At 38.3% G+C, this 22,231-nt stretch carries 21 protein-coding genes; 4 read left to right on the forward strand and 17 right to left on the reverse strand.

What is annotated here, in order from left to right:
* Positions 1-19: 19 nt before the first annotated feature.
* From EHR01_RS06070 to rpsF, 14 genes are all read right to left on the reverse strand, one after another.
* Positions 20-1,087 carry a hypothetical protein gene (locus tag EHR01_RS06070; protein WP_135693765.1) on the reverse strand — a complete coding sequence of 356 codons (1,068 nt, stop codon included), beginning with the start codon at positions 1,085-1,087 and terminating at the stop codon, positions 20-22.
* 1 nt (position 1,088) lies between these two features.
* A complete protein-coding gene (locus EHR01_RS06075) occupies positions 1,089-2,345 on the reverse strand; it encodes a nicotinamide-nucleotide amidohydrolase family protein (protein WP_135693766.1) in 1,257 nt (418 codons plus the stop codon).
* 6 nt (positions 2,346-2,351) lie between these two features.
* Positions 2,352-4,133 carry an arginine--tRNA ligase gene (argS, locus tag EHR01_RS06080; protein WP_135693767.1) on the reverse strand — a complete coding sequence of 594 codons (1,782 nt, stop codon included), beginning with the start codon at positions 4,131-4,133 and terminating at the stop codon, positions 2,352-2,354.
* Between the two features lie 2 nt (positions 4,134-4,135).
* Positions 4,136-4,390: a hypothetical protein gene (locus EHR01_RS06085; protein WP_208721731.1), complete on the reverse strand. Its 255-nt coding sequence runs from the start codon at positions 4,388-4,390 to the stop codon at positions 4,136-4,138.
* Positions 4,387-5,136 (reverse strand): DNA repair protein RecO, encoded by a 750-nt coding sequence (recO, locus tag EHR01_RS06090; protein WP_135693768.1) that lies wholly within the window; start codon positions 5,134-5,136, stop codon positions 4,387-4,389. The genes EHR01_RS06085 and recO overlap by 4 nt, the downstream gene beginning before the upstream one ends.
* The gene (gene ybeY, locus EHR01_RS06095) at positions 5,137-5,604 is read right to left on the reverse strand and encodes an rRNA maturation RNase YbeY (RefSeq protein ID WP_135693769.1); all 468 of its coding nucleotides are present in this window, start codon (positions 5,602-5,604) and stop codon (positions 5,137-5,139) included.
* The gene (locus EHR01_RS06100) at positions 5,601-7,967 is read right to left on the reverse strand and encodes an HD family phosphohydrolase (RefSeq protein WP_135693770.1); all 2,367 of its coding nucleotides are present in this window, start codon (positions 7,965-7,967) and stop codon (positions 5,601-5,603) included. Before EHR01_RS06100 ends, ybeY begins: the two co-directional genes overlap by 4 nt.
* Positions 7,964-8,971: a PhoH family protein gene (locus EHR01_RS06105; protein ID WP_135633187.1), complete on the reverse strand. Its 1,008-nt coding sequence runs from the start codon at positions 8,969-8,971 to the stop codon at positions 7,964-7,966. Before EHR01_RS06105 ends, EHR01_RS06100 begins: the two co-directional genes overlap by 4 nt.
* A gap of 1 nt (position 8,972) precedes the next feature.
* The gene (gene aspS / locus EHR01_RS06110; RefSeq protein WP_135693771.1) at positions 8,973-10,778 is read right to left on the reverse strand and encodes an aspartate--tRNA ligase; all 1,806 of its coding nucleotides are present in this window, start codon (positions 10,776-10,778) and stop codon (positions 8,973-8,975) included.
* A 12-nt stretch (positions 10,779-10,790) separates the two neighbouring features.
* The gene (gene dnaB / locus EHR01_RS06115) at positions 10,791-12,134 is read right to left on the reverse strand and encodes a replicative DNA helicase (protein WP_100790890.1); all 1,344 of its coding nucleotides are present in this window, start codon (positions 12,132-12,134) and stop codon (positions 10,791-10,793) included.
* A 21-nt stretch (positions 12,135-12,155) separates the two neighbouring features.
* A complete protein-coding gene (gene rplI, locus EHR01_RS06120) occupies positions 12,156-12,602 on the reverse strand; it encodes a 50S ribosomal protein L9 (protein WP_135693772.1) in 447 nt (148 codons plus the stop codon).
* Positions 12,603-12,611: 9 nt separating this feature from the next.
* A complete protein-coding gene (gene rpsR / locus EHR01_RS06125; RefSeq protein ID WP_012389070.1) occupies positions 12,612-12,896 on the reverse strand; it encodes a 30S ribosomal protein S18 in 285 nt (94 codons plus the stop codon).
* Between the two features lie 72 nt (positions 12,897-12,968).
* Complete coding sequence (locus EHR01_RS06130; protein WP_135693773.1) at positions 12,969-13,409, reverse strand: single-stranded DNA-binding protein; 441 nt, start codon at positions 13,407-13,409, stop codon at positions 12,969-12,971.
* Positions 13,402-13,677 carry a 30S ribosomal protein S6 gene (gene rpsF / locus EHR01_RS06135; RefSeq protein WP_100743254.1) on the reverse strand — a complete coding sequence of 92 codons (276 nt, stop codon included), beginning with the start codon at positions 13,675-13,677 and terminating at the stop codon, positions 13,402-13,404. Before rpsF ends, EHR01_RS06130 begins: the two co-directional genes overlap by 8 nt.
* A 92-nt stretch (positions 13,678-13,769) precedes the next feature.
* On the opposite strand from rpsF, the gene EHR01_RS06140 reads away from it, so the two are divergent.
* Positions 13,770-14,552 (forward strand): hypothetical protein, encoded by a 783-nt coding sequence (locus tag EHR01_RS06140; RefSeq protein ID WP_135693774.1) that lies wholly within the window; start codon positions 13,770-13,772, stop codon positions 14,550-14,552.
* On the opposite strand, the gene EHR01_RS06145 is transcribed toward EHR01_RS06140, so the two are convergent.
* From EHR01_RS06145 to EHR01_RS06155, 3 genes are read right to left on the reverse strand one after another with little or no spacing between them, the layout of a single operon-like run.
* Positions 14,507-15,655 carry a CapA family protein gene (locus tag EHR01_RS06145; RefSeq protein WP_135693775.1) on the reverse strand — a complete coding sequence of 383 codons (1,149 nt, stop codon included), beginning with the start codon at positions 15,653-15,655 and terminating at the stop codon, positions 14,507-14,509. The genes EHR01_RS06140 and EHR01_RS06145 overlap by 46 nt on opposite strands.
* Positions 15,656-16,444: a hypothetical protein gene (locus EHR01_RS06150; protein WP_135693776.1), complete on the reverse strand. Its 789-nt coding sequence runs from the start codon at positions 16,442-16,444 to the stop codon at positions 15,656-15,658.
* The gene (locus EHR01_RS06155) at positions 16,441-18,441 is read right to left on the reverse strand and encodes a tetratricopeptide repeat protein (RefSeq protein WP_135693777.1); all 2,001 of its coding nucleotides are present in this window, start codon (positions 18,439-18,441) and stop codon (positions 16,441-16,443) included. The genes EHR01_RS06150 and EHR01_RS06155 overlap by 4 nt, the downstream gene beginning before the upstream one ends.
* 38 nt (positions 18,442-18,479) lie before the next feature.
* Here EHR01_RS06155 and EHR01_RS06160 point away from each other — a divergent pair, with 38 nt between their 5' ends.
* Genes EHR01_RS06160 through EHR01_RS06170 form a run of 3 tightly spaced genes read left to right on the forward strand, consistent with a single transcriptional unit; the run spans position 18,480 to position 22,199 of the window.
* Positions 18,480-19,736: a hypothetical protein gene (locus EHR01_RS06160; protein ID WP_135693778.1), complete on the forward strand. Its 1,257-nt coding sequence runs from the start codon at positions 18,480-18,482 to the stop codon at positions 19,734-19,736.
* Positions 19,714-20,859, forward strand: a complete 1,146-nt coding sequence (locus tag EHR01_RS06165) for a cysteine desulfurase family protein (RefSeq protein ID WP_135693779.1) — start codon at positions 19,714-19,716, stop codon at positions 20,857-20,859. Before EHR01_RS06160 ends, EHR01_RS06165 begins: the two co-directional genes overlap by 23 nt.
* A complete protein-coding gene (locus EHR01_RS06170; protein ID WP_135693780.1) occupies positions 20,856-22,199 on the forward strand; it encodes a CHAT domain-containing protein in 1,344 nt (447 codons plus the stop codon). Before EHR01_RS06165 ends, EHR01_RS06170 begins: the two co-directional genes overlap by 4 nt.
* Positions 22,200-22,231: the final 32 nt, after the last annotated feature.

Consider the following 22,231-nt stretch of genomic DNA (forward strand, 5'->3'; position numbering starts at 1 on the left):
AAAATCTAAAAATTCATTCCTAAAATATTTGGAATTGCATCAAATCCGATTTGGATTGTAGATAAAAAGTAGAGTTTGTTTTTCCCGGAAAAAACCTTATGGGCAACTCAGTCGGTGGCATCTTTTTGGATCGGATCAAGTTTCCCTTAGTATTGTAAAATTGGATTTCGGATTCGGACAAAGCCATATAAACAGAATCAGTGGCAAAAATAGATTGGTAAACTCCACCTGACTTTGATTTGGTCTTTTCCCAAACCAAATCACCATCTCTATAAAAAGACAAACTATCAGGAAAGTTAAAAACAATGGAACCGTCGTTACCTATCGCAAAATAAAGTTTATGAGGATAAAACTTAGGAAGAGGAAACACATCGACTGTGTCTCCAACTTCATCCAAAATTTCCACAAAATCTTTATCTAACAAAGAATAATGGATCGCAGTAAGTTTTCCATTAGGAGAAAGCGCCACCGATTTAAAAAAAGAATCCTTTTTTTCCTTTGAAAGTTCTTTTTCAAACAAGGTATTTCCTTTTTCATCTAAACGATAAATTTCTCCACCTGAAAATAAAACGATCACACCTTTATTTTTAGAATCAAATTGATAGTCAGTGAGGAACCTTCCGTTTAACTCTGATTTACCGACTCGGTTTCCACTTTCATCCATAAGGAAAACTGTATTGTTATCTCCCGACAAATACAAAACGGGAGATGCGAAGTATCCACTTCTGGGATAAGAATTAATTGGTTTTTTCCAAAAGAGTTCCCCTGAATCAGAGAAAAAGTTCACCTCATCTCCTATTTTTTCATATAACAAATAACCATTTGATAACAATGGGAAGTCGACCAAATACTTTGGATCCATTTCAGGAAATTTACCTGTTTTAAATGAATAGTACCTTCCTCCAGTTTTATAACCATTGATCGTTTTGAATGGATCTTCTCCTATTTTTGGGGAAGTGGTACCAAATCTGCCTTCACTATTCCAAACCCAAGTCTCTCGAATGTTAGGGACTAAATTTAAATCCACGTCCCAACTAAAAAAGAATAAAAGAAAAAAACCAATTGAATAAACAATCGTTTGCCACATGTTATATGTTCCTTTGTTTGAGAGACTGGTATAATAAAAATAGAGCTGTATTACTTGCGTTTTCCCGAATCCCTTCCCTATTTCCAGGAAAGATATAGGAATGAGTTTGAACAGAACCATCTGGTGTTTTTAAACCAATCCATACAGTTCCCACAGGTTTTGTATCGGTTCCACCATCGGGTCCTGCGATGCCGGTAATGGAGATACAATAGTCTGCTTTCGTTTTTTCAAAGATTCCATTCGCCATAGAACTTGCAGTTTCCATACTCACTGCTCCAAACTGGCTCAAAATTTCATGGGACACACCAAGTAGAGATTCTTTCATTTCATTGGAGTAAGTCAAAAAACCACCCAAAAAATAAGAACTAGAACCTGGCAAATCGGTCAATTTTTTTCCAAGGAGCCCACCAGTACAACTCTCTCCCACGGCGATTGTCAGTTGTTTGGAAATTAGTTCTTCATGAACAAAGGAAAAAACATCGTCTGAAATAATTTTTGGATATTGTTTTTCTAACTCATTAACAATTCTTTCTAATCTTTCGGAATCATTCGACTGGAAGATACATTTGATATACCCTCTGTTAGCAGTTACTCCCCATTCCACATCTGAAAACAAATTTTCTCTATTCTTTTCTACAAAATCTTTTTGGTAGAGGGATTCACCAATGTTCCATAACCACTTTGTTTTTTGGACTAAGTTCTCTCGAGGGTATAATCTTTTTAGTTCCGGTGTAAGCCTTCTTGTGAACATTTCCTTCATTTCAGAAGGAACCCCGGGCATACATACTAAGTAAGAATTTGCACCAATGGGTTCTACAAACCCGACTGCAATTCCAACATTATTGTCTAAAATTTTACAATCTTCGGGAACATGAGTTTGGCGAAGAACGGTAGGAAGGATATCACTATATTGTTTTCCTCTAGATTCATATACACGCGTTAAACGAATCTTTGCTTTTTCCACTGAATATGATTTTTTTCCACTTAACTTCAAAACAGTTTCTAAAGTGTAATCATCCTCCGTTGGTCCAAGTCCCCCTGTCATTAAAGCAAGTACTGGTTTTGTTTTTGTTAGTTCTTTTAAGTTTTGCAGTTCCGATAAAATGAGTTCGGGGTTATCTGGTAGTGCGATAAACTTTTTTACCTTCCAACCCAGTTCAAACAACTGGTTTGCCATCCAACTAGAATTTGTATCTAAACTTCGGCCGGCAGTAATCTCAGATCCCGTTGCAATAATGACAATATAGGGTGATTCCATCTTTTGTTACTGTTCAGTATCTTCTTTTGACATCTTTTCAGGTGCAGAAATACCAAGAAGTTTTAATCCACTTTCTAAAGCAAACTTCGTGTAAAGCACGAGTGCAAGAAGGGTATCTCTTTCGTTTCCAGTTTTGTCTTTGATTCTATTATCTTTTTGCGAATAAAACTTTGTAAAAGATTTACTCAAAGATTGTAAATAGTTAGTAAGTCTGTGGGGTTCAAAACTTGTAGCAGTGTCAAATACTTCTTCTTGTAATCTTGCCACCCAAAAAAGAAGACGAGTTCGTTCCTCTTGTTTTAAAAACTCATCTGATATTCCCGATTGTAGAAGTTTAAGATCCATTGGCACTTGTAATTCACGAAAAATGGAACAAATCCTTGCATGAGCGTATTGAATATAAAACACAGGGTTTTTATCAGATTCGTCTTTTGCTAAATCCAAATCAAAATCAAGGGGAGCATCCGAACTTCTCATTAAAAAGAAATAACGTCCTACATCCCTACCTTGTTTTCCTAAATAAGATAAAAGATCGCGCATGGTTTGGAAAATTCCCAAACGTTTGCTCATTTTTACTTTTTCTTTGTTTTCGATTAAGTTTACTTGTTGGGCGATGAGAACTCGGAAACTCTCATCTGCTTTCCCAAAGGATTTCACCGCACCTTTCAAACGAGCGATGTATCCATAATGGTCCGGACCCCAAATATCAATCAATGTATCAAACCCTCGTGTGAATTTATTAAAATGATAAGCAATGTCTGCCATCAAGTAAGTTGGTCTTCCATCTTCCCTTCTGATCACACGGTCCTTATCATCTCCATAAAGAGTAGAAAGGAAATGAAGTTTTCCATCAATCGTAGTTACATCTTCTTTTTTTAAGATAGTAGGAACTTTTTCCACATCCCCCGCTTCATGAAGGCTACGTTCACTAAAGAACAAATCAAAGTTCACACCAAAGAGAGCTAAGTCTTCTTTTTGGCGGCTCAAATTGTATTCTACCGCATAACGAGAAAGGAAATCAATCACCTCATCCCATTTTTCTGAAGATACAGAATCAAAAATAAATTTTGTCCTCGATGCATCTTCTAAACATTGGATGGCAATGTCTTTGATGTATTCGCCACGGTAACTTTCTTTGGGAAGAATTCTTTTTTTAACAAGATCGATGACCGAATCCTGAGATTCTTCTTCTTGGAATTGAATTGGTTCTCCCTTGGATTCAAATATTCGCAGTAAAACCGCAACACCAAGTAAATACACCTGATTCCCATAATCATTCACATAGAACTCTCGTTTGACGGTATGACCAAGGCTTGTTAGTAAATTTGCCAAGGCATCTCCATACGCAGCTGACCTTGCAGAAACAATATTCATAGGGCCAGTTGGATTGGCAGAAACAAATTCAAGTAAGATCTTTTCTTTTTTAGGAGTCTCTGCAAATACCACGGAAGGAAACATGACAGATTTTACATATTCATTCAAAAACTTTGTTTGGATTCGAAAATTAATAAAACCCGGTGGGGAAAAACTAACAAACTCAAAAAAAGATTGGTTTTGAATCTCCGCTAAAACCGCTTCCGCAATATCTTTGGGATTTTTGTTTAAAATGTTTTTGTTTTCTAAAGCAAAGGGAGAAGAATAATCTCCGAACTTTTCTTCTCTTGAATATTCAATACGAATTTTTAAGTTTTCCTTAACGGAACTAAGCTTATTTTTTTCTAAGTAGATATCGACTGCTTTCTCTAATTCAGAAAGCACAAGTTGTTTTAATAATTGATTCACATTCATTTCTAAAATTTAATTTCCATTTTTAATTTGTCAGAATTTTGCCAGAGCTCAAAACTTTTGGCTTTGAATCTGGAAACAAAATGAGGGATACTTTCCTTTTCTTCCCGTAGTGTTGCCATAAAAGGTTCGGATTGTTCTTTTGCTAAATTGTTCTTTTTATCTTTCCTGAAGTTTTCTCCTTTGAGGAGGAGTTGGAACAAAGCAAAAAAAACGGACAGGGTCATACAGAGTAAAACAGTCTTTGTAATCGAATTCATAAATACCCTATTGACTTGTAAAACTCGAAGTAGGATTTTAATTCCTTTCCGAAAAGAGACCGGAGAAATTGATTTAAAATTAAATCCCCATCTCGGTATTCCGTTTCTTTTGGAAAAATTCCTAGTACATTCGAAAATTTCTTTGATAACATAGTATGAAATAGTTTCAAAACAGGCAAATGATCTTTAGGGATAGGGTGGCAATCTGAACATAAAAATTCACGTTCTGCGACCGCAAAATAGGCTGCTGGTTTGGTAAGAACCTCTTCCCCACAAGTATGGCAATAGAATTCAGTAGGGAAATGGCCCATATGGGAAAGGGCTCGTAGTTTAAAAAAAGGAAGGATTTGTTTTTGAAATCCTTGTTCATTCGAAGTCTCTAAACTACCTGAAAGAAGTTGGAAAAGGAAAGGATGGTTCTCCCCTTCTGGGTAAATGAGCGAAGTAAGCTCTGTTACATATAAAACAAAAAGTGTACCTAAATAATCCGATTTCAATTCATCGTAACGTTTTACCAGATGAATTTCTTTGATGGATTTCCAATCTTTTTCTGCCTGATCATAATAATCAAGTTCCACAAGAGAACCAAGCTCCGTTGTAATGATGGCACGTCTTTTGGATTTACGAATTCCTTTGCTAAGGAAATTCATTCTACTTTGTGATTCACCTGCTAAACTAATGAGCCTGTCGCTATCTCCAATATCTCGACTCTGGATGACAATCCCTCTTTCTTTGCGAATGGCCATTTAACGTTCAAACACCAATTCCAAACATTCGTCTTCTTTGGCACGCATTCGGATGGCATCTTCTTCACCTGTTTCATGATCATAACCAAACAAATGTAAGATTCCATGTACGAGAAGGCGGTAAAATTCATCGATAATTGAATGACCAATTTCTTTTGCCTGTCTGCGACAAGTATCCATTGAAATCACAACTTCACCTAAAATCTGAAAAGGAATGGGTGGAGATTCTGAATAAAGAGGAAAGGACAAAACATCTGTTGTTTTGTTTAGTCCCCTTCTTTCTAAATTAATTTCTTTCATCACTGGGTCATCTACAAGTAAAATCTCTAGTTCTAAAGCTTGTAAAAAACTTGGACTTAAATGTTTTAAAATCAATTCGCAATTTTCTAAAACAAGATCCGATTGAATTTCTGTATTCGACTCACATTGGTCATTCCAATGGGTCAAAACTGATAAAGAAGAATTCATTTTTTAGATTTTTTAGAACCGGCAGATTCCAAAGCTTTTGTATCTTCCGGTTTGGGGTATTTTGGTCTTTGGTGCAAACTAGAAAGTAATACTTCCTTAAAACTAGATTTTATCACCTCTAAATCACCAATGGTCAAACCGCTTTCATCCAATTGGTTTTCGGCAAGTTTTGAATTTACAATTTTACGAATGAGTTCATCTAAACTTTCAGGTGATACCTCGTCGAGCGAACGTGAGGCAGCTTCCAAAGAATCAGCAATCATCACAATGGCGGTTTCTTTACTTTGAGGTTTGGGTCCTGGGTATTGAAAATCTTTTTTATTGATATTTTTTCTAGCAGAGGGAGAGATTTCCTGCAATGCCTTGTGGTAAAAAAATGCCATAGTGGACGTGCCGTGGTGTTCCGGGATAAAACTTATAATTTCTCTCGGAAGCCTTGCTTTTTTTGCCATCTCAATCCCATCTAACACGTGATCGATGACTGTTTTTGCTGCCAATGCAGGATTGTTTTTATCAATATGTTCTGGTTTTGGGATCAAATGTTGGTTTTCCACAAAAAAACCAGCATTGGGGATCTTTCCAATATCATGAAAATAAACACCCACACGCACAAGAAGGCGGTCCAAATTTAAATTTTGCGCAGCTCGTTCAGACAAAGCTGCCACCATAAATGTATGTGTATAGGTGGAAGGGGCTTTGGTTAATAACTGTTGCAACAATGGATGGCCCGTATCGGCCAGTTCAATCAGTTTAAAACGTGTTGGAATATTAAAAACATATTCATACATTGGAAGTAAAAACTGAACTGCCGTTGCACTGGCAAACCCATTCACAAAACACATAACTGTGATGCGAAAGAGATTGGAATTTGTTAGGTCGCGGAAAAAACCGGCTCCGGTCGTTACATAAAACTCCCTTCCATCAAACAAATAACCGGCAGTCGTCACAAGAATTTGGACAAAGGTAAGTAAAAACCCGGCTTTCAAAAAATCGATCCGTTTGAGAAGTCTCCTTCCATAAATAGAACTCATGACAGCTACAGTAAAGGCCAACATAAACGATGTCGGATTGTATCTTGAGGCAAAAAATACAGCAAAGGCCAGAAAAAAACCAATGGCAATAGAGAGTTGTTCGTCATAAACAAACCCAAGAAGCAAACAAAGCATACCCACCGGTACAAACATTCCAAAATAGTAAACTCCCGACAAATCACTGTCAGTTGCATAAAAAACTTTTGAAAGTAGATAAATAGACGCAATCACAATCCAAAGTGTAAAGAAGATGATCAGATTACTCGAAAGATCATTCAATCGGTTCGGGCGGTAACGAATCAAATAAAACCCAACAATCACAATTAATACACATTGAGTTAAAAATATAGATACTATCGATGCTAAGTTTGCCCGAGTGGCATAACGGTTCATCATATCCAATTTGATTTTTACTTCTGGAGTGATCACATCTCCTGAACGCACAATTACTTCATTGGCTTGGATGCGACTTTTTTGAATTGGGATGGCATTGGTGGCCCGCATCCGCGCATTTTCCGTTTCTTCCGGATTGTAGTTACAGGCTGGATAAGAATATACATAATAAAGTCCAATCCGAGACACTGCTTTGAGTAGAGAATCAGAAACATTTGGCAATTTTTCAGAAGCTAACTTTGATAATACGGAAGCAACAGGTCCTTCTTTATAAATCTGAGACCTTGGGATTACCAAATTTCCATCAATGATGGATGTTTGGTCTTGGGTTCCAATATTACGAATTTTAGCTCCCGCTTTGTCCAAATCTTTCGAAAAAGGGAGGTCTTCTTTCACGATACAATACTTAGAAAAAATTAAGTTGGTATATTGTTGGAGAAAACTTTTTAACTTATCTTTTCTCGGATAATCTAGGATGGCTTGGATTTCTTCATTGGTCCTGTTTCTCCATCTAGGAATTCGATCTTTGACTGAACCAGGTGTTGCTTTTCCTTCTGCAAGAATCGCACGAAGGAGTTCCACATCTTCAGAAAGATTGGTGTCAATGCCTGTCACCAAAATTCCGAAATCTTTATCAAACGCATAAGGGACACTTGCTGCTGCTTTCTGTTTTTCTAGGTTTGTTTTTTCAGTGTCTTCGTAAGAAAATTCTTTGACCGACTGAATTGTTTCTGGAGCAATTTTTCCTTCTGAAAACATTCCATCAGGATCCGTATTGACACTTGTTTGTCCAAAAAAAGGAATCGAAAGTACATAGGTCACAAACAACAAAGTCAGAAAAACAAGGATGATTTGAATGTTTCGAACTACAGAAACTGGCCTCACTCTCGTGAGAAAGTCTGTTACCTGAGTCATGGAAGAATCTAAAATGGCTTTCATGGTTTTTTCGAAAAGAGACTTTCGTTTTCTTCAAAACGTCTTACTATAGATTCGACGATCGGGTGACGTGTGATGTCTTCTCTTCCAAAGAAAATTGTTTCGATCCCATTTAGATTTCGTAAGGTATACACAGTTTTTTCAAGGCCAGAACGTCCGTGAGCTAAATCAATTTGTGTGGCATCCCCAGAGATTGCCATTTTTGAATTTTTTCCAAATCGTGTGAGAAACATTTTTAACTGAGGTAGTGTACAGTTCTGTGCTTCATCCAAAATGATAAAGGAATGAGAAAGTGTCCGACCTCTCATAAAGGCAATGGGAGCAATTTCAATTTTACCCACTTGTAAGTATTCGCTCGTTTTTTCAAAACCAATACATTCGTGTAACGCATCATAGATGGGACGAAGGTATGGGTTTACTTTTTGTGTTAAGTCACCCGGTAAAAAACCTAAGTTTTCACCTGCTTCCACAGCAGGCCTTGTGAGGATAAGCCGGTCCACTTCTCCCGTTTGCATCATTCGGCATGCTGACGCAATGGATAAAAAAGTTTTTCCAGTTCCGGCTGGACCCATAGCAATGGTGATATAGTTTTTATGAAGGCTATCGACAAAACTTTCCTGATTTTTCGTTCGAGGAAAGATGGGTTTTCCTTTAAAGGTGACAAAGATTTTGTCTCTAGGCGTCCAAGTTTCCCCTTCCTTTTGGAAGTCAGAGGAACCAGGAGTGGGCCAACCACCACTGGAATCTTTTACCTTACCCACCAAGTAATCAATATCAAAAAATGAATAATCGGCTTTGTCTGGTCTACGTTTGAAATTTTCTTCCACTTTATGGAAAGTATCCAAGGCCACTTGGACCTGGTCCTCGTTTCCTTGGATGATAAGAGATTTTCCTCTGGGGATGAGTTTTACATTGAGGCGACTTTCCCATAACGGTAGTTTGCTGTCTCCAATCCCACATACCGTTTGGTAGAGGGATTCTTCCTGAAATGTAAAACTTTCATCCATATTAAATAGTGACTACCCTGAGTTTTAATTCTTCTAGTTGTTTAGCCTCAACAGGACCTGGTGCTTCACTCATCATACAAGTTCCTTTTTGAGTTTTTGGGAAGGCAATGACATCACGAATGGAAGTTCCCCCAGTGAGTAACATCATAATCCGATCCACTCCAAAGGCAATCCCCCCATGAGGTGGTGCGCCGAAAGAAAGTGCATCCAGTAAAAATCCAAATTTAGACTTAGCATCTTCTTCCCCAATTCCTATGGCTTCCAAAACTAAACTTTGGATTTCTGAGTTGTGGATCCGGATGGAACCACCACCAATTTCAGTGCCATTGAGAACTAGATCATAAGCTTTAGCACCAATGGAAGAAAGGTCAACTTCTTTCCCAGCCTTCCAATCTCTTAGTTTATCAAAGTCTTCTTCTTTTGGAGAAGTGAAAGGATGGTGGAGGAAGGTCCAAGTTTTTGTGGTTTCATCCAGTTCAAACATAGGAAAGTCCACAACCCAATGGAAACTATAAGGAACCTTAGGTGGATCATATTTTTCAGATAATTTCAAACGTAGGGCACCAAGAGAGGCATTCACAATCTTCGAGGAGTCGGCACCAAAAAATACCATATCCCCTTCTTTGGATCCAACCGCTTTGGCAATGGCAGCGAGAGCTTCTGGTGTGAAACGTTTGGTGATGGTAGACTCAAGTCCATTGGCACCGTGTTTCATATACGCAAGGCCTTTGGCTCGGAAGTCGCGTGATAACCAAGAAGTTAAGTCTTCAATTTCTTTACGAGAAATCACAGACCCACCCGGAACACAGATGGCTTTCACCACCCCACCACCAGAAACAGCGGCACTAAAAACTTGGAAGTCCGCATCTTTGACAATTTCGGATACATTGACTAGTTTCATTCCAAACCGAATGTCTGGTTTGTCCGAACCATACTCTTCCATCGCCACATGATACGGCATGGTGGCAAAAGGTGCATTCACTTCTAATTGAAACACTTTCTTAAGAGCAAAAGCCCACATAGCTTCAATTTCAGAACGAATGTCTTCTTCTGTTACAAAAGAAAACTCCATATCCAACTGAGTGAATTCCGGTTGTCTGTCCGCACGTAAATCTTCATCTCGAAAACATTTTACGATCTGGAAGTACCGTTCCATTCCCCCAATCATCAGGATCTGTTTGAAAAGTTGTGGTGACTGCGGGAGAGCATAAAACTCACCGGCATTCAAACGAGAAGGAACAAGGAAATCACGTGCTCCTTCTGGTGTGGATTTATTTAAAATAGGAGTTTCAATTTCTAAAAAGGATTTACTATCCAAATACTCACGGAGAGCAAATGTTAGTTTGTGGCGTAATACCAATCGGTCCCTAAGTTCTTCACGGCGCATATCGAGATAACGATACTTTAACCGAATCTCTTCTCCGGATGGATCAAACTCATCTAAAGTAAACGGAGGTGTTTTGGATGTATTTAAAATTTCTACTGATTCTGCGATCAGTTCGTATTTACCGGTTTCCATCTTTGGGTTTACGGATTCTGCATCGCGAAGGGAAAGTTTACCTTTGACAGCAATCACAAACTCGGAACGAATTTTTTCTACTTTGGAAAAGTCATCTCCCAAAATTTCTTTACGGGCTACAATTTGCAAAATTCCCGAACGATCACGAAGATCGATAAAGATCACTCCTCCTTGGTCGCGGTAACGAAAAGCCCAACCGGAAAGGAATAAAGTTTTACCAACAGAGGCATCAGAGACACTTGTTGCGCTAATTCTATTTTTGTATTCGGAACTGACCCACTGATTCAATGGAAAACCTCTTTATAATGGAACGTTGTCGAAACGGCTGATTTTCGGATTGAACATCAATGGAAAATCGGCCGTAGCACCCGCTCTGTTTTTGGCGATAATGATTTCAGCCATTCCCCTTTTGTTTGGGTCAAGCTCTTCGGGAGGTTTCACCATTTCTTCCCGATATATAAAACATACAATGTCCGCATCCTGCTCAATGGCACCTGACTCCCGTAAGTCGGATAATTGTGGCCTTTGGTCTTTGGAGCGGTTTTCAATGGAACGGTTCATCTGCGATAAAGCAATGATAGGACATCCCACTTCCCTTGCCATTTGTTTGAGACCCCTGGAAATATTGGCAACCTCTTGTTGCCTTCCCCCCATGGCGGCTTTGGGATCACTCATTAACTGTAAATAATCCACAATCACAAGACCCACTTCTTCTGTGGTACGAAGCTGGCGTAGCCTTGCCGAAAATTCTTGGATGGTCAAATACCCAGAATCATCAATGTAAAGACTAGCCGAAGTGATATTCCCAATACTATCTTTGAGTTGGGTCATCTGTGCGGAAGTGAGAGTCCCAGCTTTTAAGGCATAGGAATCAATTCTTGCATCCGCACTAATGAGTTTGAGGAGTAATTCGATCCGGCTCATCTCGAGAGAAAAAATAACAACTGTTTTGCGCTCTTTCAAAGCTGCATTGGCTGCGATATTCAAAGCAAAAGTAGTTTTCCCGTTTCCTGGACGAGCTGCAAGGATCATAAGTTCATGTGACTTAAGACCTGTGGTTGCCATATCAAGGCCCGTAAAATGGGTTTTTAATCCATTGATTCCACCCGTTCCATTTTGGCTGGCTGCGACTACATTTTTAATGTAATCGATGAGGGCATTGGCATCATCTTTTACTTTTCGTAAACCTTTGGATCTCTCTTGGCGAGAGATGTCCATTAGCGACTGTTCTACGAGACTGAATACAGAATCGTTTTCACCAGGTTCAATTTTAACTTTGTCAATGGCTTGGTTTAATGCTTCGACATACTTACGTCTGTCCGAAACACGTTTCACACGCCGCACATAGTATTCTAATGGTTGGAAAGGAACAGTATCTTTGTAAAGAGAAGTGATGTATTCCAAGTCGCGAGATTCATCTTTAAAAAGACGTTTCTCTCGCATTTGGTTTGTGACCGTTACAAGGTCGATATTGATCCCTTCATTGATCAGATCGGTAACGGCTTCAAAGACTCGCCTGTGGCTGTCCATATAGAAGTCGTCCGGGCTTAGACCTAAGTCTTCCTGCCCGGCTACCCCTCTCATGAGTAGGTAACCGATTAAATTCTTCTCAGACTCTATCTCCTGAAGGGGGTTAGAATTCATCGAAAAAGCTTTAGTGTAAGACTATGCTTGGCCGACGACTTTAACTACGATTTGAGGTACAACACCTTCAGCCAAACGAACTTTGATTTTGAATTCGCCTACTGATTTAATTGGCTCACCTAAATCTAACTTACGTTTGTCGAGTTCTACTCCAGTGTTTTTAATTGCAATTGCAATGTCGTTCGCTGTAACAGAACCAAAAAGTTTGTCGTTTTCGCCCACTTTCACTTTTACTTCGTATGTTTTACCATCAATCGAAGAAGAAAGTTCTTTCATCACTTTTACGCGTTTGTCACGTTTCAGTTCTGCAAGTCTCTTTTGGTGGAGTGCCGCTTTTGTGTTTCCATCATTTGCACGGACAGCAAATCTTCTAGGGATGAGGAAGTTACGTGCATAACCATCAGCAACTTCTTTCACATCACCAGCATCACCAAGATTTAATACGTCTTTTTGTAATACAACTTTCATCCGTTACTCCTACAGAACTTTAAACGGTAGTAAACCGATAGATCTGGATTTTCTGATTTCACGAGCAAGGGCTCTTTGGTGTTTGCCACAAGTTCCAGTGATTCTTCTTGGAATGATTTTACCACGGTTGGTAACAAATCTTTCTAAGATGTCTACTCGTTTGTAATCAAGACCTGCAAGTAAGGCTTTGTCAGCACAGAACTTACATACTTTCTTTTTGTATTTTGCATTTTTACGACCGAATTTGCCTTCTCCGTCTTTACCACGGAAACCGCCTTTTTCGTCGTCTTCCATCCCGTCCATACTCTCGCGGGAATCTGTTCTTGTATCATCAATATTTGCTGTTTCGCTCATTGTCATAACCTATCAAAAAGGAATGTCGTCATCACCGGCTGGATAATCATCATAACCATTACTTACGCCGGAATCATAAGAATTGGAACTGTCAGAACGGTCTCCACCTGATCCACCACCTTGTCCTTGGCCGCCTAATAATTGTGCGGACTCGACATATACGCGGATTTTGGAGGCTTTTTTGCCTTCAGGAGTTTCCCAGGACTGTTGTTGAAGTCTGCCTTCAATCGCTACTTGTTTTCCTTTGCCAGCATATTGTTTTAATATGTCAGCGAGTCGGCCCCATGCCACACAGTCAAAATAATGAGTTTCCTCTTTTTTTTCACCGTTAGTCACATAAACTCTGTTATTCGCAATTGAAAAATTGACAACAGAACTTCCGTTCACCGATTTAAATTCCGGATCACGGGTCATTCGACCGATTATAAGTACTTTGTTAAGATCGTTAGCCATTTGCCCTGATTACTAGGGTTTTTAAGATGTTCGCATTGAGTTTAAACTCATGTTCAATCTTTGCTACTTCTGCGGGCGCGCCGGAACACTTGATGAGTGTAAAGTGACCTTGTTCGTCTTGTCCAACCGGATGCCAGAGTCTTTTAGAACCCCAGTCCTCTTCGCCTTGGATCGTGAAGTTGTATTTGGAGAGTAAGTCTTTGACTGCAGACTTCGTCTCTTCTACATTACCTTCACGAAGAATATTCGTGATTTCGTAGTTTCTCATATTTCTCCTATGGGTATACCTACATAGAAACACTTGTAGGTAGAAGAATTTGTTAGTTTCCACTAAGGTTTTGCCAATAGGGACAGGGGTCAATGGAATTTCTTCTTGGAGTTCCCAAACCCTTCCATTTCTATGGAATTTCTAACATTTTTATGGGTGAAAAATCAAATTTTCCAGAAGTTTGGGGACTTGGCCTAGGCTTATTTTTAGCACTTTATGCTGGTTTTCTAAACCACATCACTCCCAAAGAACCTGCACTCGACAACCACTCTGGATTTGAATCAACCCTCCTCGGTCTCGAGATGGCAGAAACCCCCAAACAAGTCCAAGACCTAATTGGAATCCCAGATACCATCGACTTTTTCAACCTATCCTCAGAATACCGAAAGGTTCACTATTTTGACTTTGGATTTATCTTTTGTTATTTGGCATTTTTAACGTATACCGGGCATTATGCGGGCAGAAAGGTGAGACCCATATTTTTAAAAATCTTTATGGGAATGGTTTTACTCCTTGTGATAGCGGGTTTTGCGGACTTAATCGAAAACATTTTAATCTTAAATGTTTTGGATGCAAAAACAGCGGAAGAAATGGCACCTTCTCTTGAATATTTAAAGCCCACATCGCAGCTTAAATGGTTTTGTTTGTTTGGTTATGTGGCAATTGTTTCCGTTTACTTTTGGTTATACGAAAAAAGTTGGATATTACGAACGGCATCCGTTCTCTTTTTTACAGGATTTTTTCTGCAGTTGTTTTCGATTTACAAAACCAATTTGTTAGAACTCAGTTTTCCTTTTTTTGCCGTGGGTCTTACTTGCAGTTGGTTCCATTACGGTTTTAGTTTGGCCTTTAGTTCCTTATCCAAAAAAACATAACCCCTACCTCCAGAAATCACAAGATCAGTTCCGAGTTGTTTACAAAGGATCGCATACTCTTTCAAAAAACTTTCCGCCTCTTTTGGACCTAAAGGAAAAAAATAATGATCCCCCGGAAGCGATTGGTGTTTTCCAAAAACAGGAACCACTTCCACAAACAAAAGTTTGTCGCCATCAAAATGCAAAACCACAGAGATGTTGTGTTTTAAATATTGGTTTTTTGATCCAAAGAAAAAGTTTCCAAGCGAATAAACCACCACACCTTTTGGAAATACTTCAATCCCTTGTGGGACATGAGGATGGTGTCCAATGATCACCTGATATCCAGCACCTACCAAATATTTGGCGGCGTTCCGCTCCGTATCCATTGGAAGAGGATTATATTCAACACCCCAATGAACGGAGAGAATGTTTACTTGGTTTGTTTTTGTTTTTTTAACCAAACGTTCCGCCACTCCCACTCGAAAGTATGCTGCCCCCGGAGATTTGGTTCCCGAAAACAACCTCGTTTCACCTGTATCAGAAAAAGAAAAAATCCGATATTCAGTATTTTGTTTGGAAACAGTAATGGGAACCAAAGCCTCATCAGTGTTTTTCCCAGCACCTGTATGACGGATTCCAAATTCATCTAACAATTCTAAGGTATCATATAATCCGTTTTCACCGAAGTCCATGGTATGGTTGTTTCCAAGAAAAACTCCGTCTATCCCAAGCATTCTCAAAACCGTTAAATCTCTTCTTTCGCCAAAAAACACATAGGATTTCCGTTGGTCTGCGGAAGGTGTTTTATGAAGGATTGGAGTTTCTAAATTGAGAAAACGGAAATCAAAAAGAGTAAGATAACTGGAAAAACTGCGGAAGGGGAAATATGGATCCTCACTTCGCATTGAATCCCTCACCCCCCAATTGAACATCACATCTCCACCAAACCATAATTTGGTGGATTTTGGATATTGGATGGTCTCTCCTGTTTCTGTTCGAAAATGGTAAAGGTTCTGAATGGGTAAATCCAGTTTTGGCTCTACCGATTCAGGAATATCTGCTCCCAATAAAAAAAATGGTAAAACAAAAACAAAGGCTAAACAAATACGAAATAGATTCATTTAAAATCGGAATACGTTTGGAGGCACTTCCGTGATTTGTGATTTTTTGAGTTTTATTTGGATGAGAACATTTTCCTTTTCTGTATCCAAACTAATGACTTTGGTGATAATTTCCTTTGGAGGATGAATTTGTTCTGGTTTGGTTTTCACAAGGGCAATCGCTTTTAACCCACGTTTGGCACTAGCAAGTTCCAACCGGTCCAATTTCCCCGCTTTAAAAAAATACTCATACTCTCCATCGGCTTTGGATAGAGCAATCCTTGTTTCATTTGTATTGAATTTTGCCTTGGGACTTTGGATTTCACCTATGTATGCGCCTGTCAAATACTCATAAATCACTGGGAAAGGGATCGCAAATTTTTTACCCGTATTTGGATCTTGGATGAGGATGTCTCCCATCGGCAAAGTTTGGATTTCCTTTGTACTCGTTGGTTTGATTTGGATTTGGTTTGGGTCTGCAATGAGTTCAGTAAAAACCATTCCAAAAAAACTATCCATGAGTTGGATTTTGATTTGTTTGGAATCTTTAGAAAAATATAGTTTCCCGTCCAAAGATACATTGTCTTTTTTCGGAACAAAGGTTTGGATCTGCATCGAAAACTCAGATTTAAAACTTTGGAATTCGGTTTGTTTTTCTAAAATTTCTTTGAGTAAGGTTTTGGATTCTCCATCTTTCGCTGAAATGTATTTTTCTTTGTCTCGTCCGATGAAATTAGGATCCTCTACTTCTGCAGACTGACAAGAGATGATCAAAAATAAAACGCTAAGGAGGATGGTATTTCCTTTCATTCCGAAATTTCCTTTTGTACTTTTTTAATTTTTGCGATTAAGTCTTTGTTTGGCTCTGATTTTGATTTTGATTCTGAAAGTTTAAAAAACTGAAGTGCATTGACTGGATCCTTTTTGGCCAAATACACATCGCCCAAATGTTCATAAATCACGGGATCTTCAAATCCTCGCTCCAATGCCAATGAAGCAGCAAAATTCAAATGGAGTAATGCACGATTAAAATCTTTTTTCCGAAACAATACCCAACCCAAACTATCTTGGTAAGCAGGATTGTCTGGTTCCAAAGACACTGCTTGGCTTAAAAGTTTATTTGCTTCTTCGGGATTGATGTCTTTTTCTGCATACAGATATCCCAAATAATTCATTGCATTCGAAGCATTGGGATTGAGTGTAAGTGTAGTTTTTAAATCCGTTTCCACTTCACTAAACTTTTTTAATTTATCAAAAGCTGTGGCGCGGTAAAAATAATAATTATAATTATTTGGATCTAGTTTGATGGCATCCGTAAAATCTTGTACACTTTCTTTGTATTTTGCCAACTGGAAGTAGGCAAGACCTCTCAAATATAAATGAGTGGGAGTGGGATTTTCTTTGATTGTTTCAGATAAAACAGAAACAGAAAGAGATTCTTTTTTTAAGTTCCCCTGTAAGTAAAGATAAGCCAACCGAAACCGCAACCGAAACTTTTTATCGGTTTGTTCTGTAAGCGTAAGAGCTTCTTTGGTCGACTTGACCGCATGGTTCCACAATCCAATCATTTCTTGGCAGGATGAAATTTTTTCAAAATATAAAGATTTTTCTTCGTTGGCATTTTCCTTTGTTTCAATTCGGGAAAGGCCTTTTCGTAATATTTTTTCTGCAGTAAGGTATTGTCTATACTCGAATGCATATTGGGCTGTGTCCGCATTCAATACTTCGTATTCGGGAATATTTTCTTTTTCGGCCAATTCCAAAAGAGCAATCCGTGGAGATAACCTTCCTGGATTTTCTTGGATATAAGTCTTTAGTTTTGTTTCTAATCCAAGTTTTGATCCCGAAATCAATCGATCCAACAAATAGACAATTCCCTCTTTGGGAATTTTTTTCTCCTTTTTTAAGGTCGCAAAATAAATGGGTGCTGTGTCCCGAGAATCCATAAAATAAATTTCTGCGAGCATATGAGAGGCATCAATGTCTCTGGGATTTTTTTCTCGAATTTGTTCCAGGTAAGTTCGGCAATTTTTAAAATCACCTAACACAAAATAAATTTGTGCCAAACGAAACAAAACTTCCATATCATTTTTATAAACATTTGTATATTCGCTATAACGTTTGATGGAAATTTTTGGATGGTCTAATTTATAATTTAGTTCGCCCAGAGCTTTTGCTGTGAGGTATTTGTATTTGGAATGGTTATCTCTTCTTTCTATGACAAAGGAAAGAGCAGTGTAGTATAAAATAGACTGGTTCCAAAGTTTTCTTTCGAAATTCAAATTTCCGAGTAAATACAAAAAGTCAGGATCATTTGGAAACTTGTGGAGGGAATTTTCCAAAACTTCTGATGCCTTTGCTAGTTCTCCTTGTCGAATCCGAATCCTTGTTTGCAAAAGGACCAGGTCTTTCGATACTTCCGGTGATTTGCCAATGGATTTTTCTGACCATTCCCAAGCCTGGTCCAAAACTCCTAGTTCCAAATAATTCAAAGCTAATGTTTCCGAACTAAGAGCACTTGGTTCTTTGCCCACTTCCAACAAACACTTGTGGTAAGAATCCAGAAAAGAAACAGAACGTTCAAAGGAAAGTTTGGATTCTTCTGTTTTGCGCCTTTGGGCTGCCTGAAACCCATCTACCTGTTCTCTTAGAGCCCGAGAGAGGAGAAACTCTGATGGTACTCCAGGATCTAACGTAGAACATTCTTTGGTTCTTGCCCCAGGTTCGGTGGCAATCAAAGAAAGTGATAGAAAACATAAGAAAACAAAGAGGAAGGGACGGTTTAAAGTTTTAATTGCTTGAAACATTAGTAGATTCCGGCAACGATCGGGAACAGGGACAATCCTTGAACCAGATCTTCCGAGAAAATTTAAAATACATCCTGGCCGTTCTCATCGTGTGGGCAATCACTTTCCCATGGATTCTGAGAAACAAGGACACCATCCTTGCCAAATTCACCCTCGCCTACAATTCGTTTTTTGGTTATCCCAATCCCCGGATTGCGCACCAACTCATCGCCAAAGGGGATGCAGTCCTTGAAGGTAGAAAAGAGGGAGGAACGGACATCCTTCAAACCATAGGCCAGTTCTTTAGTTCGGAAGAAAATACCAAAGGCAGCATTTTGCCTTTGGATTTGGCTCTCATGGAAAAAGCCTGTTTGTATTTCCGAAGCAAAGAACATGTGGAAGATCATTTTTTAGAGCTCACCTGGAGAGAAAAAGCCAAAGATTGGGGTTCTCCCCTCTTCCTAAGAATGGCACCCCAAGGAGAACTCACCCTGGGACCCAATCCCAAAGACTATTGGAATTCTCATATTGAAGCGGTTTTGACAGCACTTGACTACTACAAACGAGCGTTACGTTTTTCAGGACCAGAACTCCTTGCCCCTAAAAAAATAGAATCTGTTGCTTGGGCAAGTTGTCGTCCAAGTGAAATTCTACTCGGTTACAAAACACATATGCTGGAAACAGAAAGTTTTGTCTTAAAAAAATTAACCGAATTAGAAAAAGTCCCAAGTGGACTGAGTGCCGTACAAAAAAGAACTGTGGTTTTATCTTCCATCAAACGCAGCGATTTTTCAGAAGTTTCTGCAAACGATTATTTAGAATCACTTCTCAGACAAATTTTACTAACAGGAATGAAAAACTTTTCACCCAGAGAAATGGATGATATATATGAAAGGATCATTTACTTTGTTGGGGCCGATGAAAGGGAGTATTTAAAATTTAAATTCCGACGGGCTGAATTATTTTTTCAACTTGGTTCGGAAGAAGAATCCTATTACAAACGTGCGGCAATTGAATTCAAAGAAGCTGCCAATATCCAACTTGCTTCAGAAATTGAAGATATCAATGTTCCAGCACTTCTCGTTCATGAATTTGAATCGAAAATGAAAGAAGCGGAATCTTATCACAAACTCAAAGAAAATTCCAAAAGTTTAACGATCCTTGATGCCTTAAAACCAAAACTCCGAAATGTCGATGAACGAAGTGTAGGTGGAAAAAAAGACGATATTCTAAAGTCATATCATAATTTAACTAGATCCGTCCTTCGCAAACTGGGTCGCTACGAAGAAGCAGATGAAATCCCCTTTAACGAATGACATAAAATATTTTGATTACAATGCCACACACCCACCTTTTGCAGAAATTTTGGAATCCTGTTTGGCAACGTATCTCTCAGAGTTTTACAATCCATCTGGGATCACCAGGTATTCCTTAAAAAACCAAGGAAAAATCGAACAAACAAGAAAGTATTTAGTTACCCTAACGGGAGGTCATGAAAAACAATTTGTTTTTTCGGCCACAGGAACAGAAGCAAACTATTTACTCATCCAAAGTCTACGTGTTTTGTATCCCAACTTAGATTCCTTAATTGTTTCTCCTTTCGAACATTCAAGTATGTATGCTGCCTTAGAATCATATGGTTTTAGCGCTGACTTAATCAAAACTGAAAAATCAGGAATCATTGACATCCAAAATTTGGAAAAAAAATTAAAAGAAAATCCAAGGCCTGTAGTTTGTCTTTATGCAGGAAACGAAACTGGGGTCATCCAACCAGCAGATGAAATTTCAAAACTCACCAAAAAATATGGACAACTTTTTTATAGTGATTTAATGCAAGGTTTTTGCAAAGTTTACCTCAACTTTTCATTGTTTGATGGTTATACATTTTCTGGTCATAAAATTGGTGCGGGGATGGGTGCCGCTGTTACCTATTTACCAAATGCAGATACAAACTTTCGTGTGTTTGGTGGCGGAAACCAAGAAAATGATCACAGAGCTGGAACAGAAAATACATTTGCCATCGAATGTTTAAACAAAGTTTCAAAATTTCAATTGGAACATTTAGATGAAAAAAACAAACGGCTTCAGTTATTTCAATCTATGATCGAAACTTCTTTAGAGGAAATGGGTTGTATCATCATTGCAAAAAACTCAAAACGACTTCCGAATACAACCTTTCTCATTTTACCCATCCAAGCCGTAGATTTCTTTTTATTAGGAATGGAAGAAAAAGGAATTTTAGTTTCTACGGGAAGTTCTTGTAAATCCCGAGCAAGAGAAGCCTCAAAATCACTTCTTCATATGGGTTACACAGAAGAGGAAGCCTTACGTTGTATTCGTATCTCCACTGGATATTTTACAACTAAAGAAGAAGTAGAACAGTTGTTATCAAGAGCAAAGGAATTAATCCAGAAATTCCAATCCATTGAAATCTCATGAAACTTAGAATTATCGCAAAATATTCCAGAGATGAATTCGCTGATGGCGAATGTATTTGGGAAGAAAAACAGGACCAATTTGGAACTGTAGAAAGAACTACCAAGTTCTCCGGTAAACTCCTCAGCGAATTTTTAAAAGATTGGGCTCTATTTGTCGAAAGAGTCCTTTCACAAAATCCCACAAAAGAAGAATTCTTAGAAAAATTAGGGAAAAAATCGGATAGTCTGGAACAAATTGTTTTTGGAAAAACACTCCCCTTTTGGCGTTATCCCGGATTTCCCGATTCCATCCAACTCCTCATCGATCCTGAATTTTCCCCCATTCCTTGGGAAATTTTACGCACACACAAAGGTTTTTTATTCCAAGACAAAGATTACCGAAGGGGAATCCGAATTGATTCAATCCAAAAAGAAAACAAACAAAAATCAAATTCCGTTTTACTTGTTTGTAATCCAGTCAAACCCAACTTAATTGCGACTGTAAAAGAAGAATGTGCGATCCTTTTTCCCATTTTGGAAAAAAAACTAAACTTGAGAATTCTCAAAGAAAATCATTTAACTAGGGTAAGACTAATTGAAGAAATCGGTTCTGTAAAGTATCTACACTATGCAGGCCATACGGAAAAAAACGGAATTCCACTGGGTGCAAACGACTTTTTATACTCCAAAGAAATAGCAGAACATTCTTTTACCAATTTAGATCTTGTTTTTTTCAACAGCTGTCACTCTTCATTTGACTCTATCGAACATTCCGGACTAACCACAAGTTTTTTAAAAGCAGGCGCCAAGGAAGTCATCGGGTTTCTTTTCCCAGTGGAATCTAACTTAGCAAAGAGCATTGGAATCAAATTTTGGGACTCTTTTTTAAAATCAAAAAGTTCCCACAAATCCTTAGCTAAAATTAGAAAAACATTATATAATGGAACTTCAAAAGAGATCATAACTGCAATTAGCTTAGTTCACTTTTCAACGCAAACATCCAAACGTAAGTTTGGTCAAATTGCCGGCATAACATTTGTTCTATTGTTTTTATTTTTTTGTATTGTTTTTTTAGGTGAAAAGAAGGAACCTATCAAGGTAGAGAGTTTTGAAATCCAAAATCCCCCCAAGGTAGAATCGAAAAAACAAAAAGAAGAAACTACCGCCCCTAAGGATCCGATTTTACTTCAAATTTCTCATTTAAAAAATTCAGAATTCCGCAAAATGGCCCTTCAGTTTTTAAACACCAAACATGAATTTTTAGATGATTCTCAAAAAAGAGAACTATTAGAATCCATTTTATCAAACGATACCTCAGAAGAAAAAATGTATTATGAGTTCAAAACCAGGAGTGGATTTTGAAAGAATTCAAAAACATTCTACTCGTAGTTTTT

It is taken from the genome of Leptospira mtsangambouensis (assembly GCF_004770475.1).
GTDB lineage: Bacteria > Spirochaetota > Leptospiria > Leptospirales > Leptospiraceae > Leptospira_A > Leptospira_A mtsangambouensis.

Excerpts from the sequence above, each read along its gene's own strand:
- dnaB (WP_100790890.1), bottom strand. The coding sequence starts at position 12,134 with ATGAATTCTAACCCCCTTCAGGAGATAGAGTCTGAGAAGAATTTAATC.
- rplI (WP_135693772.1), bottom strand. The coding sequence starts at position 12,602 with ATGAAAGTTGTATTACAAAAAGACGTATTAAATCTTGGTGATGCTGGT.
- EHR01_RS06100 (WP_135693770.1), bottom strand. The coding sequence starts at position 7,967 with ATGAAAGCCATTTTAGATTCTTCCATGACTCAGGTAACAGACTTTCTC.
- recO (WP_135693768.1), bottom strand. The coding sequence starts at position 5,136 with ATGGCCATTCGCAAAGAAAGAGGGATTGTCATCCAGAGTCGAGATATT.
- EHR01_RS06140 (WP_135693774.1), top strand. The coding sequence starts at position 13,770 with ATGGAATTTCTTCTTGGAGTTCCCAAACCCTTCCATTTCTATGGAATT.
- EHR01_RS06165 (WP_135693779.1), top strand. The coding sequence starts at position 19,714 with ATGAAATCCCCTTTAACGAATGACATAAAATATTTTGATTACAATGCC.
- EHR01_RS06150 (WP_135693776.1), bottom strand. The coding sequence starts at position 16,444 with ATGAAAGGAAATACCATCCTCCTTAGCGTTTTATTTTTGATCATCTCT.
- rpsR (WP_012389070.1), bottom strand. The coding sequence starts at position 12,896 with ATGGAAGACGACGAAAAAGGCGGTTTCCGTGGTAAAGACGGAGAAGGC.
- rpsF (WP_100743254.1), bottom strand. The coding sequence starts at position 13,677 with ATGAGAAACTACGAAATCACGAATATTCTTCGTGAAGGTAATGTAGAA.
- EHR01_RS06085 (WP_208721731.1), bottom strand. The coding sequence starts at position 4,390 with ATGAATTCGATTACAAAGACTGTTTTACTCTGTATGACCCTGTCCGTT.
- EHR01_RS06130 (WP_135693773.1), bottom strand. The coding sequence starts at position 13,409 with ATGGCTAACGATCTTAACAAAGTACTTATAATCGGTCGAATGACCCGT.
- EHR01_RS06075 (WP_135693766.1), bottom strand. The coding sequence starts at position 2,345 with ATGGAATCACCCTATATTGTCATTATTGCAACGGGATCTGAGATTACT.
- EHR01_RS06145 (WP_135693775.1), bottom strand. The coding sequence starts at position 15,655 with ATGAATCTATTTCGTATTTGTTTAGCCTTTGTTTTTGTTTTACCATTT.
- EHR01_RS06070 (WP_135693765.1), bottom strand. The coding sequence starts at position 1,087 with ATGTGGCAAACGATTGTTTATTCAATTGGTTTTTTTCTTTTATTCTTT.
- EHR01_RS06155 (WP_135693777.1), bottom strand. The coding sequence starts at position 18,441 with ATGTTTCAAGCAATTAAAACTTTAAACCGTCCCTTCCTCTTTGTTTTC.
- EHR01_RS06105 (WP_135633187.1), bottom strand. The coding sequence starts at position 8,971 with ATGGATGAAAGTTTTACATTTCAGGAAGAATCCCTCTACCAAACGGTA.
- argS (WP_135693767.1), bottom strand. The coding sequence starts at position 4,133 with ATGAATGTGAATCAATTATTAAAACAACTTGTGCTTTCTGAATTAGAG.
- EHR01_RS06170 (WP_135693780.1), top strand. The coding sequence starts at position 20,856 with ATGAAACTTAGAATTATCGCAAAATATTCCAGAGATGAATTCGCTGAT.
- ybeY (WP_135693769.1), bottom strand. The coding sequence starts at position 5,604 with ATGAATTCTTCTTTATCAGTTTTGACCCATTGGAATGACCAATGTGAG.